The organism is Campylobacter concisus, assembly GCF_050447445.1.
Lineage (GTDB): Bacteria > Campylobacterota > Campylobacteria > Campylobacterales > Campylobacteraceae > Campylobacter_A > Campylobacter_A concisus_BI.
Genome location: NZ_JALMFW010000001.1, coordinates 170,282 through 183,011, shown reverse-complemented (window position 1 = coordinate 183,011; position 12,730 = coordinate 170,282). Strand labels below are relative to the sequence as shown.

Annotated in this window: 11 protein-coding genes and 1 tRNA gene; 3 read left to right on the top strand and 9 right to left on the bottom strand. The window is 38.0% G+C overall.

Annotation, left to right across the window (positions count from 1 at the left end; translation table 11 throughout):
• Nucleotides 1–38: 38 nt before the first annotated feature.
• The 6 genes from MTT30_RS00905 to MTT30_RS00880 form a co-directional block, all read right to left on the bottom strand.
• Complete coding sequence (locus MTT30_RS00905; RefSeq protein WP_103592986.1) at nucleotides 39–1,841, bottom strand: biotin/lipoyl-containing protein; 1,803 nt, start codon at nucleotides 1,839–1,841, stop codon at nucleotides 39–41.
• Nucleotides 1,842–1,963: 122 nt separating this feature from the next.
• On the bottom strand, nucleotides 1,964–3,352 hold the full coding sequence (locus MTT30_RS00900; RefSeq protein WP_054196248.1) for a TRAP transporter large permease: 1,389 nt from the start codon (nucleotides 3,350–3,352) through the stop codon (nucleotides 1,964–1,966).
• Entirely contained in the window at nucleotides 3,352–3,861 is a 510-nt protein-coding gene (locus MTT30_RS00895) for a TRAP transporter small permease subunit (protein ID WP_021090735.1), read from the bottom strand. Before MTT30_RS00895 ends, MTT30_RS00900 begins: the two co-directional genes overlap by 1 nt.
• Nucleotides 3,862–3,870: 9 nt before the next feature.
• Nucleotides 3,871–5,211: a sodium-dependent transporter gene (locus MTT30_RS00890; protein ID WP_429800669.1), complete on the bottom strand. Its 1,341-nt coding sequence runs from the start codon at nucleotides 5,209–5,211 to the stop codon at nucleotides 3,871–3,873.
• Complete coding sequence (locus MTT30_RS00885; protein ID WP_429800668.1) at nucleotides 5,211–6,542, bottom strand: sodium-dependent transporter; 1,332 nt, start codon at nucleotides 6,540–6,542, stop codon at nucleotides 5,211–5,213. Before MTT30_RS00885 ends, MTT30_RS00890 begins: the two co-directional genes overlap by 1 nt.
• Nucleotides 6,539–7,885: a sodium-dependent transporter gene (locus MTT30_RS00880; protein ID WP_429800667.1), complete on the bottom strand. Its 1,347-nt coding sequence runs from the start codon at nucleotides 7,883–7,885 to the stop codon at nucleotides 6,539–6,541. Before MTT30_RS00880 ends, MTT30_RS00885 begins: the two co-directional genes overlap by 4 nt.
• Before the next feature lie 205 nt (nucleotides 7,886–8,090).
• Between MTT30_RS00880 and MTT30_RS00875 the strand changes: the two genes are divergently transcribed.
• From MTT30_RS00875 to MTT30_RS00865, 3 genes are all read left to right on the top strand, one after another.
• Nucleotides 8,091–8,393: a F0F1 ATP synthase subunit C gene (locus MTT30_RS00875; RefSeq protein ID WP_004317263.1), complete on the top strand. Its 303-nt coding sequence runs from the start codon at nucleotides 8,091–8,093 to the stop codon at nucleotides 8,391–8,393.
• Nucleotides 8,394–8,440: 47 nt separating this feature from the next.
• A tRNA-Leu gene (locus tag MTT30_RS00870) sits at nucleotides 8,441–8,525 on the top strand.
• A gap of 54 nt (nucleotides 8,526–8,579) precedes the next feature.
• Nucleotides 8,580–9,443, top strand: a complete 864-nt coding sequence (locus tag MTT30_RS00865; protein ID WP_429800666.1) for a VIT1/CCC1 transporter family protein — start codon at nucleotides 8,580–8,582, stop codon at nucleotides 9,441–9,443.
• On the opposite strand, the gene ribD is transcribed toward MTT30_RS00865, so the two are convergent.
• From ribD to MTT30_RS00850, 3 genes are read right to left on the bottom strand one after another with little or no spacing between them, the layout of a single operon-like run.
• Nucleotides 9,440–10,501, bottom strand: coding sequence for a bifunctional diaminohydroxyphosphoribosylaminopyrimidine deaminase/5-amino-6-(5-phosphoribosylamino)uracil reductase RibD (gene ribD, locus MTT30_RS00860; protein WP_429800665.1), 1,062 nt, complete (start codon nucleotides 10,499–10,501; stop codon nucleotides 9,440–9,442). The two genes, MTT30_RS00865 and ribD, sit on opposite strands and share 4 nt — an antisense overlap.
• Nucleotides 10,502–10,516: 15 nt before the next feature.
• Complete coding sequence (locus tag MTT30_RS00855) at nucleotides 10,517–11,068, bottom strand: hypothetical protein (protein ID WP_054196241.1); 552 nt, start codon at nucleotides 11,066–11,068, stop codon at nucleotides 10,517–10,519.
• A 12-nt stretch (nucleotides 11,069–11,080) separates the two neighbouring features.
• On the bottom strand, nucleotides 11,081–12,730 hold the full coding sequence (locus MTT30_RS00850; protein WP_429800664.1) for a formate--tetrahydrofolate ligase: 1,650 nt from the start codon (nucleotides 12,728–12,730) through the stop codon (nucleotides 11,081–11,083).

The window sequence follows — 12,730 nt, the reverse complement described above, 5'->3', positions numbered from 1 at the left end:
AAATTTCGCTTAACACTCTCTTTTTAAAATGGGCAAATTTATTTAAATTTAGCCACCACTTGATTGTTCGCGACACTTTGACCTTTGCTAACTTCAATAGAGCCTATCACACCATCTTTTGGGGCTTTGACCTCTATCTCCATCTTCATTGCTTCAAGCACGACTACAGCTTGCCCTTTTTTGACTTGATCGCCAGGACTTACTAAAATTTTATGCACAGCGCCTGGCAAGCTAGCAACGATATCATTTTCAGTTGCACCTGCTGCTGCACTTTTGGCATTTTTTACGCTCTTACCTTCAACTTCAGTGATTGATTTTACTTGGATGCTATCGTTAAAGCCCTCGCTTACTTCGACATTGTAGCGGCTACCATTTACGACGACACTATATCTGCCACTTTGAGTTTGTCTGCCCTCGTTTGCTTTAGCATTTGGATCGATCTTTCTTACATTTACTTTGGCTTCACCTTTTAAAAATGCGATGCCCTTTTCTTTACAAGCAGCTGCTATAAATATATTTTCTTCGGTAGTTTTTATATTGTTTTGCTTTAGAATTTCTTTTACATGCGCAAGTGACTTGCTCTCATCTTTATCAGCTATATCAACAGCGTGTTTTGTGGTTGGTTTTAAGCCTAGTTGCTCGCTAGCAAGCTTGATGATCTCTTTATCAGGTGTGACCGGAGTCTTGCCAAAGTAGCCAAGTACCATTTTGCCGTACCCCTCGGCGATCTTTTTCCACTTGCCAAACATCACATTATTAAATGCTTGCTGGAAGTAAAACTGACTAACCGGGGTCACTGAAGTACCGTATCCACCCTTTTGCACTACTTCACGCATCGCAAGGATAACCTCTGGAAATTTATCTAAGATGTTGTTATCTCTCATCATCTGGGTATTTGCAGTGAGCGCACCACCTGGCATCGGTGAAAATGGTATGAGCGGACTTACTTGCACGGCTTCAGGTGGTAAGAAGTACTCTTTTAAGCAGTCATTCAAAACGCTTTCGTATTTTAAAATTTTCTCCACGTCAAGTCCGCCAAGATCATAGTTTTTGCCTTTAACTGCGTGAAGCATAGTTAAGATATCTGGCTGGCTTGTACCGCCACTTACTGGGCTTGCGGCTAGATCTATGCCATCGACACCAGCCTCAAGCGCTGCAAGATAGCAAGCCACACTTACGCCTGCGGTTTCATGAGTGTGAAGTCTGATATGAGTTTTTTCTGGTAGTAGCTTTCTAGCCATTTTTATGGTTTCATAGACCTTTTGTGGGCTGCTTGTGCCACTTGCATCTTTAAAGCAAACGCTGTGATAAGGGATGTTTGCATCTAAAATTTCTCTTAAAATTTTCTCATAAAATTTAACATCATGAGCTCCCACACAACCACTAGGTAGATCCATCATAGTAACGACGATTTCGTGTTTTAGTCCGTGATGAGCGATCCTCTCGCCTGAATATTTTAAATTTTCAACGTCATTTAGTGCGTCAAAATTTCTGATGGTGGTGGTTCCATGTTTTTTGAAAAGCTTTGCGTGAAGGTCGATTAGCTCACGGCTGCCAGTATCAAGTGTGACGGTATTTACGCCCCTGCTTAGGGTTTGAAGATTTGCTTTTGGTCCTACGATGCTTCTAAATTTATCCATCATTGCAAAAGCATCTTCATTTAGGTAAAAATAAAGGCTTTGAAATCTCGCTCCTCCGCCAAATTCAAAATGCTCTATGCCAGCCTCTTTGGCTGCTTCAAGCGCGGGCAAAAAGTCGTTCATAAGCACTCTAGCGCCATAAACTGACTGAAAGCCATCTCTAAAAGTCGTATCCATAACATCGATAAATTTCTTCGCCATCACCCACCTCATTAATTTTATAAATTTATTTAAAGAATTCATAGAAAATGGCTAAATTGGTTAGAAACTCAAATTAGCCATTTTGCTTGTTTTTTGGTATTTTACAACCAAAAACTTTTATATCATTTAAAAAGTGAGAGTAAGAAGTTTAATAATCCGCCGTGGCTCGCATCAAGCATTGGCTTTAATTCCATTAGAAAGACGCAGAAAAATACAAGTACAGCAAGCTGAATAAAAATATAAGGCACAACACCTTTATAAATAGCAGTCGTTTTTATCTCAGCTGGTGCGACTGATCTTAGAAAAAATAAGCTAAATCCAAATGGCGGCGTCAAAAATGAAGTTTGTAAATTCATAGCAACTAAGATTGCTAGATAAATTGGATTTATGCCAAGCTTTGCGGCTATTGGCACCAAGATAGGAAGCACAATGTATGAAATTTCAACAAAGTCGATAAAAAAGCCAAGCACAAAGATGACAACCATACTAAAAATAATAAAGCCCCACTTCTCGCCTGGTAAATTTGTCATAAATTTTTCAACAATCTCATCGCCACCAGTATAACTAAATACCATAGAAAAAGCTGTCGCACCAACAAGTATGGCAAAGACAAGTGCTGTGGTTTTTACGCTTTCTGCCAATGCCTCTTTTATCATAGAAAATGAAAATGTCCTATAAAAAATAGCTAAAATAATGGCTCCGACGCAGCCAAAAGCTGAACTTTCAGTTGGTGTAGCGATACCTGCAAATATAGAACCCAATACACAAATAACAAGCAAAAGCGGCGGAAAGATAGCGATTAGCGCTCTCATGATCTGCTTAAATTTACTAACACCGCTCTCATCTTTTACTACCGGTGCAGTATCTGGTTTCAAATAAGCAACAATCAAAATATAAATGATATAAACTGCTACAAGTGTGAGTCCTGGGATGATGGCTTGATGAAAAAGCTCACCAACTGGCACTGAAAATATATCACCCAAAATAATCAGCACGATAGAAGGTGGAATGATCTGCCCAAGCGTACCAGCGGCACATATAGTGCCACAACCTAGCGCTTGGTCGTATTTATACTTTAGCATGACAGGCAAGCTTATAACGCCCATTGCAACGACACTTGCACCAACAACACCAGTTGAAGCCGCAAGAAGCGCTCCAACCAAGATGGTGCTAATAGCAATGCCTCCGCGAATTTCTCCAAAAAGCATACCCATGCTCTCAAGTAGCCTCTCAGCTAGTTTTGACTTTTGAAGCACAACGCCCATAAAGACAAAAAGTGGAACTGCTATAAAAATTCTACTCTCCATGATAGAAAAAATTCTATAAGGCATGAAGTTAAACATATCTTTGAAAACTTCGATACTTCCAAGTAGTCCGTCTCCGTCTCCAATGCTCTCAACAATACTACCAATCATGCCAAATATCATCGAAACCGCACCAAAGGTAAAGGCTACCGGAAAGCCAATGCCTAGCATCAAAAGTGCGGCTATAAACATTATCAAGCCAGCCATTATTCCCCCTTTTTAGCTTTTTTGTAAAGATTAAAATTTCTTATAAAAAAGCCGATCGCAAAAAATACAAGTAGATAAAAAGAAAAAGGAATAAGTGCTTTTATGATCCATCTGTGAGTAAGACCGCCTGGATCTGCACTAGCTTCAGCTGAAGTATAAGCATCACTCACAAATTCAAATGATAAATTTGAAACCAAAAGTGCAAATGGGATTACAAAAATAACAGTTCCTATCATATTTACAAGAGCTTTATTTTTTGGTGAAAATTTAGCATAAAAGATATCAACTCTAACGTGTGCATCTTCTTTTAATGCATAGCTCATGCCAAGCAAAAATATCACAGCAAAAAAATGCCACTCAAGCTCCTGAAATGCAACGTTTCCATAAGAGAAAAAATATCTTGCCACAACGTTAAAAAAGACGTCTATTATCATCAAAGCCATAATAAACATGCAAATATAGCCGACTATATCACCGACCTTATCAAAAAATTTCTCAACTTTTTGCATAAACAACCCTTAAAAAAACAATTTATTTATCATGATGATAAAGACGCAAACTGGCGCTACATATCTTAATAAAAAATACCATGCACTAAATACAAAGTCACTCATATATGGACTAAATAGCACATAAAGTGCCTCTCTTTTCATAAAATATCCAACAAATATCGCTCCACCTATACCACTAATTGGAAGCAGAACATTTGAAGCGGTAAAGTCAAGAAAATCAAAGAAATTTTTACCAAAGAGCATAAATTTGTCGCCAACATTTTCTATATTTGATAAAAGACACAAAAATCCCAATATAAAAACACCGGTTCCAACTATACTAAGAGCTTTTATCCTACTAATGCCATACTCTCTGATCAAGAAAAATACAAACGGCTCTACGATAGAGATGGCTGAAGTAATGCCAGCAAAGATAAGTGCTGCAAAAAATGCCACAGCTAAAATTTGACCTATCACACCAAGCTTAGCAAAGAGCGTTGGAAGCGAGATAAAGACAAGTCCTGGTCCTTGAGACGGCTCGGCACCAAATTCAAATATAAATGTAAAGATAACAAGACCCATCATGATGGCTAAGACGATATTTATAAAGACGATACTTAGCGTAGAAGTAGCTAAATTTGTATCATCGCTTAGGCTAGCTGAATATGTAATGATCGCTGCCATACCAAGAGATAGTGTCCAAAAAGCAAGCCCAAGAGCAAGCAAGAGTGAGTTAAATGAAATTTTGCTAAAGTCAGGAACAAGTAAAAACTCAGCCGATTTTGTAAAGCCATTCATCGTCATAGAAAAGATAAGCATGATTAAAACCATGATAAATAGGCTTGGCATCATCCAAACATTTAGCTTTTCAATGCCACTTTTCACTCCTTTTGAAAGGATAAAAAAGCAAGCTACAAATGCTATAACAAAATAAAGTGTCTGCTCGCCAAGACCGTGTGTAAGCAGCTCGTTAAATATCGCCTTTGAGCTATCTATGTCGCTTGGAAGACCGCTAAATGAGAGCGTGAAGTACTTAAAGACCCAGCCGATAATCACGATGTAGTATGATGAGATGATGGCTGCTGTCACCATAGCTAAAATTCCTACTATCTGCCATAAATTTTTATTTTTTGGAGCGAGTTTTCTAAAAGCATTTACACTGTCGCTTTCGCTAAGCTTGCCAATACTAAGCTCCGCCATAAAGATAGGTACGCCAACTAAAAACGTTATCAAAAGATATAAAATAACAAATGCTGATCCGCCATTTTCACCGACCATATATGGAAATTTCCATGCATTTCCAAGTCCCACAGCCGATCCAGCGACTGCTAAAACATAACCTATTTTAGAAAACTGTTCTTTTGCCATTATGCAATCTCCCTTACTAGCACCACAAAAACTAAAACTGGTGCCACAAACCTTATTAAAAAATACCAAATTTTAAAAACAATCTCACCCATATAAGGCAAGAATAGCTCTTTTAAAAGCTCAAATTTCATAAAGTATCCAACAAAAATGGCAAATATAATGCCACCAAGTGGGAGCATAATGTTTGAGCTAAGATAATCAAGCAAATCAAAAAAACTCTTACCAAAAAATGTAAGTGACTCCTTAAAATCGCCAATGCCGCTTAACGCACATAAAATTCCCAAAAGATAAACTACGGCACCGACAATGATAATTGATCTATTTCTACTAAATCCCAAGCTTTTATTTAAGAAAAATATAAATGGTTCAACTAGTGAAATAACCGATGTTATACCAGCAAAAAATAAAGATGTAAAAAATGCAAAAGCTAAGAAATTTCCAAGCAAACCAAGCTTTGCAAAAAGCGTTGGAAGCGAGATAAATGCTAACCCTGCACCCTTTGATGGCTCTGAGCCAAATTCATAGGTGAATGTAAAAACTATCAGCCCTATAATTACGCTAATAATTATATTTGCAAAGACTACATAAAGCGATGAAATAAATAAATTTGTATCATTGCCTAGGCTTGATGAGTAAGTTAAAATGCAGCCAATGCCAATACACATCGTAAAAAAAGCTAACCCAAGAGCATTTAAGATAGCGCCTTGATCTATCTTTGAAAAATCAGGCACAAGTAGAAATTTAGCCGCCTCATCAAATCCATTCATGCCAAAAGAGTAGCCAAGCATAAGCAAAAGCAAAATAAAAAGTGCCGGAATAAGATATACATTTATACGTTCTATTCCACTTTTTATACCTTTTGTAAGTATAAAAAAGTATGCAAAAAAAGCGATGCTAAAATATAAAATTTGCTCCTCTATGCCCTTTGAAGTAAAATTTACAAAAAGCACTTCTGAGCTTGCCATATCTTTTGGAAGCTCACCAAGACTTAAGATAACGTATTTTAAAACCCAACCAATGATGAGCGTATAAAAAGATGCGATGAATAACCCTGTCACCATCACAACACCAGCAAATTTCCAAGAATTTGCCCCCTTTGTAGCTAGACTTTTAAATGCCCCAACCGTATCAAGGCGTGAAATTTTACCCATTGCCATCTCAGCAAAAAATATACTAAGTCCAACAACAAAAGCAAAAAATAGATATATAAGAATAAATGCTGAACCGCCATTACTACCGACCATATATGGAAATTTCCATGCATTACCAAGGCCAATAGCCGCTCCAATGATAGAAAGAACAAAACCAACTTTACTAAATCTATCCATCATTTACCTGCTATCTGGTAGATCATGATGGCACAAATTGCAATTGGCACTATATATCTTAGAGTGAAGTACCAAATTTCAAAAAATGCTTTTCCCATAAATTCACCAAAGAGTAGATATAAGCTCTCTTTTTTAAGTTTATAGCCAACAAAGAAACTAAAAATTATGGCACCTATTGGCATCATTATATTTGAAGTAAGAAAATCAAGTGCATCAAAGACTGGCTTGCCAAAAATACTAAAGATATTAGCCGTCTGCGCATAATATGAAAAAATACAAAAAAGGCCTAAAATATAGACAAAAATTCCAATATAAACAAGAGCCATTTTACGTGAAATTTCAAATTTTCTAACCAAATAATAAGCAAATGGTTCAATCATCGAAACAGCACTTGTAATACCAGCAAATAAAAGCGAAACAAAAAATGCGATGGCCATGACATTGCCAACTATCCCAAGTTTTGCAAAGAGCGTAACAAGTGAGATAAAAATAAGCCCTGGGCCACTTGCCGTGCTATCAGCTCCATAAGCAAATATAAATGTAAAGACCACAAGTCCCATCATAATGCCTATTAAAATATTTATAAATATTATAGAAAGCGTTGATTTTATAAGATTTGTCTGCTCTGGTAAATTTGCAGCGTATGTCGGTATGACGCCGACACCCATAGATAGCGAGAAGAATGCAAGTCCAAGAGCTTGCAAAACAACATCTGGCGTGATCGCACTAAAATTTGGCACAAATAAAAATTTAGCCGCCTTAACAAAGCCATCACCCATGCTAATTGCATAAAAAAGTATACAAATAAGCAGTATAAAAAGACCCGGCATCATCCAAATATTTAGCTTCTCAATGCCACTTTTCACACCCTTTGAAACAGCAAAAAATACCATCAAAAAGACCAAGCTAAAGCAAACAATAGCACTACTTAGATCATTCGATAAAAGCGTATTAAACTGTTGGACTGCCTCTTCTTGATTGCTCAAAAGTGGCGAAAAACTAAGATAAATGTATTTTAATATCCAGCCAATGACAACCATATAAAATGAAGCAATAAGTATCGCTCCTATCATAAAAAAGCCTGAAAGGGACCATATTGTTTTATGTTTTGGAGCAAGTTTATAAATGGAGCTTACAACGTCACTTTCACCGAGCTTTCCTATACTAAGCTCCGCCAAAAACGCCACAAATGCGATAGCAAATGTAAGGAGCAAATATAAAATTATAAACGCTGAACCGCCATTGTTTCCTACCATTGTTGGAAATTTCCATGCATTACCAAGTCCAACAGCCGATCCTGCCATAGCAAGAACAAAGCCTATTTTTGAAAATTTTTCATTTATCATTGATTACCTGAGATTAAGAATAAATTAATTTTTTCAAAGATAACATAAAAAAACTTTTATTTTTCTAAGCCAAGAATTTTTTATGGGCAATTTAAATTTTTAGTGTTTTTATTTGAAACAAAGTTTTGTTTTTGTAATATTACGGCTTATAAAGTTTTAGTAGGGGGCAGATCCGAAAGAGCTTTAAAATTTTAAAGGAGCAACGATGAAAAAGATCGTGTTTTTAATTCTTGGTCTTGCCGCATTTGCATTTGGCGCTGATGGCGAGATGATTAGATCATATTCAGTTATCGCTGGTGGTATTGGCCTTGGTCTTGCAGCTCTTGGTGGCGCTATTGGTATGGGTAATACAGCTGCTGCAACAATTAGTGGAACAGCTAGAAACCCAGGTGTTGGTAGCAAACTTATGACTACAATGTTTATCGCTCTTGCGATGATCGAAGCACAAGTTATCTACGCACTTGTTATTACACTTATCGTTCTTTACGCAAACCCAATGCTTGGCTAAGCGTAAAGCTTAAAATTTGGCCCCTTTTTTGGGGCTTTGCTCTTTTTGCGATCATGGTGGAATTGGTAGACACGCTATCTTGAGGGGGTAGTGCCGCTAGGTGTGCGAGTTCGAGTCTCGCTGATCGCACCATCTAATCTTATACTTCAAAATCCAAAATCTTACAAAATTTAAAAAGGGGAATTTATGCTAGATAAAAAGCGTGCTTTAAAACAGCTACAAAATGAAGCAGATGATACCGCTATCTATACGTTACTTGAAGCTAGTGAAAAAAATGAAGAAAATAAAAAAATACTTCGTAAATTAATCACTGAGGAAAAACGACATTATGCTTTTTGCCAAAAGATAACAGGTGAGAGCAGAACTGCAAATTTATTCAAAGTCATCTTCTATACGATACTTGTTAAAATTTTTGGTACATCTTTTACTTTAAAATTTATGGAGTCACGTGAAGAAGACGCAGAGCAATTTTATCTTGGTGTTGTTGATGAGTATCCTGAAGCTAGAGATATTTATAATGAAGAAGTAAATCATGAAAATAATTTAATCTCTATGCTAAAAGACACGAAACTAGTCAATGCCGGTGGTATCGTTCTTGGTATGAATGACGCATTAGTTGAGCTAACTGGCACGCTAAGTGGCATCGCTCTAGCTTTTTCAAATACAAAATCAGTTGGTGCAACGGGCCTTATCATGGGCATTGCAGCTGCTCTTTCTATGGCAGGGTCAGCCTATCTCGAGTCAAAAGAAAATCCAAGTGACGAGATCAAACCGCTTACCTATTCGCTCTACACAGGTGGTTCGTACATCATAACAACGGCGTTTTTGATACTTCCATTTTTCATCTTTTCAAGTGGTGTTTACGCTGTCTTGTCGATGTTCTTCTTTGCCTTTGTTGCCATTATCACTTACAACTTTTACATAAGCGTGGCAAAAGAGCTTAAATTTTTGCCAAGAGTGATTGAAATGTGTGTGATAACTTTTGGTGTTGCGATCATTTCATTTGGCATTGGCTTTTTAGTCAAGCACTATTTTGGCCTAGATATTTAATCCAAAATTTCATACCAAGTGTAGCTATCGTCTCCAAAATTCCCACTAAATAGTGGCTTTAAATTTAGGTCAAGGCTTAAATTTTTACCATCCTTAAAATTTGAGCTTTGATAGATAAGTAGCCACTTTACGTTTGCTAGCTTGCCATCTTTTGCAAGCTTTAAAAACTCATCAGCTCCTTCAAACATAGTAAGCCCTGTTAAATTAAGTTCTTTTTGAATGCCGACTTTTCTACCTGGCACACTAAAAAGCGGTATCGTTTCATCAAATTTATCACTTCTTGAGTAGATTATAACATCTGGGTTTTTACCGCTGCCCACTAACCTGCTGTCAAGCTTTGGCCGGTCTGTTCGCACTGTATTGCCACCGATCACTAGCGTATCTATGACGCTTCTAAGTTTATGGACATGCTTGCGGCTAAGCTCATTTGTGATGATGCCACCACTTGCCACGCCATTTTTACTAAGAGCTATTTTTAAAAAACTAAATCCACCATTTTGATAGGCTAAAAATGACTCAAGCAGCTTATCACAGCGCTCTTTTAAAATGCCAAATTTAACTCCCACGCCAGCACTTTGCAGTAAATTTGCGCCACCACTTGCTATTTTGTTTTCATCATGAGCACCTATTATTACCTCGGCAAAACCAAGCTCTTTTAGCAAATTTGCACAAGGAGGTGTTTTGCCATGGTGCAAGCAAGGCTCAAGCGTGACGTAGGCTTTTGCGTTTTTTAGTAAATTTGCGTGATTATTTAGTAGAAATTCGTAAGTAAATTTTGGCTCTAAAAGGCCAAATTCGCCCTCTTTTATATTAGAATCAAATTTGGCGTTATATGCCTTTATGAAATCATCTTTAAATTTTTCACTTTTTTTGCAAAGCGCAAAAAGTATCGCTGTTGGTTCAGCGTGTAAAAATCCAGCCTTTTCATGAGCCTTGCAAGATAAAATTTGTCCATTTTCATCAAGAATAAGACATCCAACGGCTGGATTTGGATAGGTCAGGATCTGAAATTTCCAAGCCTCGCTCAGAGCAAGATCCATGTAAAATTCGTCGTTCATCTTAACAAGCTATATTTATTTTCCTATATCTTTTATCTCATCAACAAGAGTTTTTGAGATCAAGTCGATATCGGTCGGCTCATCCTCCGCGTCCCACCTAAAAGCAGCAATCTCTGCCGAAACGGCGATATCTTTAAAATAGCTATATTTCGTTGTAGAGAGTGGTATAGCGTAAGAAACCAAAAGCCTATCAGTGTTATCATAAATTTTCACGCTATAGCGAAAGTGTGGCTTGTTTAACGCCTTGCCACCCCAGTTAAACCATCTTTCATAGTCCATTTGTATTTTTATCTTGAAGCTATTTTCATCCCCTAAAATGCCCTGCTCTTTTAGATGTTTGTTTATAAATTCCACAAACTCATCACGAAGTTCGCTTTCATTTTTATAGTTAGTGTTGTGCTCGTATCTAGTTGGTTGATTTGTCAATGTTAGGTTAAAATCACTAACAATGTATTTAGCCACGCCTTTTTGTATCGGCGTTGGCTCAACATTATATTTATATCTTCCCCCACATCCAACAAAGAAAATACCTAAAACTATTAAAAAGAGTATTTTTACAAATTTCATATTTCTCCAAATTTACGACAAACCGTCGATCTTGCCATCTACGTCTATCTTCATATTGACAGCGGCTGGTACTTTTGGAAGTCCTGGCATCAGCATGATCTTACCACAAACCGCGACGATGAAGCCGGCTCCCGTTCTAATGTCAAGGTCTTTTACGCTAAATGTAAAGCCCTTTGCTCTGCCCAAAAGCTTCGCATCGTCGCTAAATGAGTACTGTGTTTTTGCGATACAAACTGGCAAGTGGCTCAAATTTAGCTCTTTTATCATCTCGATCTTTTTAAGTGCAGCTTCCTCAAAAACAACCTCACCTGCTCCATAAATTTCCTTAGCGACCTTTTCTATTTTAGTTCTCGTATTGTCGCTCATCTCGTATGTGAAATTTATCTTACTTGGATTATCGCATGCTTTTAAAACTAGCTCGGCAAGCTCAAGCGCACCTTTGCCACCTTTTACAAAATTCTCACAAACAGCCACTTCTACGCCAAGCTCACGGCAGTATTCTTTTACGAAATTTATCTCTTCATCAGTGTCAAAGCCAAATTTATTAAGCGCCACAACTACGTTTTGACCAAATTTGACTTTTAAATTTTCGATGTGTCCGCCAAGGTTTTCGATACCTTTTTTAAGGGCATTCATGTCTGGTTTTGTGATCTCGTCTTTATTTGCTTCGCCGTTATATTTTAGCGATCTGATCGTGCTTACAAGCACCACAGCACTTGGTTTGATGTCAGCAACCCTGCACTTTATATCTAAAAATTTCTCCGCGCCAAGCTCCGAGCCAAAACCAGCTTCAGTGATGACGTAGTCAGCTAAATTTAGAGCTGTTTTTGTTGCGATGACGGAGTTGCAGCCGTGTGCGATGTTTGCAAATGGGCCGCCATGCACGAGCGTAGGTGTGTGTTCAAGTGTTTGAAATAAATTTGGTTTGATCGCATCTTTTAAGAGTATGCAAACAGCGTCCTCACAGCCTAGATCACGCACATAGATAGGCTTTTTATCGCTATCATATGCGACCATTATGTTTGCCACGCGCTCTTTTAGATCAGAAAGGCTTGTGGCTAGACAAAGCACAGCCATGATCTCGCTTGCGGCGGTGATGTTAAAGCCATCTTCTCTTGGCACGCCATCAGTCCTGCCGCCCTGCCCCACAGTGACAAATCTTAGCGCGCGGTCGTTCATATCCATACAGCGCTTCCATAAAATTTTCTCTATTTTTAGTGGGTTTTCTTGATAGAGGCTATTATCTATCATCGCTGAAATGAGGTTATTTGCCGATGTTATCGCGTGAAAATCGCCAGTAAAGTGTAAATTTAGATCCTCCATCGGCGCTAGCTGCGAGTAGCCGCCACCTGCTGCTCCGCCCTTTATGCCAAAAACTGGCCCAAGAGATGGCTCGCGAAGTGCTAGGCAGACCTTTTTATTAAGCAAATTTAGTGCGTCAGCTAGACCTATTGACATAGTCGTTTTGCCCTCACCGTATGGGGTTGGATTAGTCGCGGTGACTAAGATGAGTTTTGAGTTTGATGGCTCAAGCCTAGGGGAAATTTTAGCCTTAAATTTGCCGTAAAGCTCAAGTTCGTCTTCGTTTAAGCCTAGTTTTGCGGCAACTTTACTGATGTGTTCTAACTTCGTTTGGTGAGTTATCTCGATGTCGCTTAGCAT